The organism is Halomonas gemina (assembly GCF_023554995.1).
Lineage (GTDB): Bacteria > Pseudomonadota > Gammaproteobacteria > Pseudomonadales > Halomonadaceae > Halomonas > Halomonas gemina.
Map to the genome: position 1 here is coordinate 1 of NZ_JAMJPK010000052.1, position 217 is coordinate 217.

At 56.7% G+C, this 217-nt stretch carries 1 rRNA gene; it reads right to left on the minus strand.

The features are described from left to right. Positions 1–79, minus strand: a 5S ribosomal RNA gene (gene rrf / locus M8009_RS19015); the annotation flags it as partial. Positions 80–217: the final 138 nt, after the last annotated feature.

Consider the following 217-nt stretch of genomic DNA (forward strand, 5'->3'; position numbering starts at 1 on the left):
CACTACCATCGGCGCTGAGCGGTTTCACTGCTGAGTTCGGCATGGGATCAGGTGGTTCCCGCACGCTATGGTCGTCAGGCGAAAAACTTATGAATCATGCTGACGCTACGTCTCGTCGTATCCGGCTTGTCGGTCGCCATCGGCAGACCGCTTGGGTGTTATATGGTCAAGCCTCACGGGCCATTAGTACCGGTTAGCTCAACGCCTTGCAGCGCTT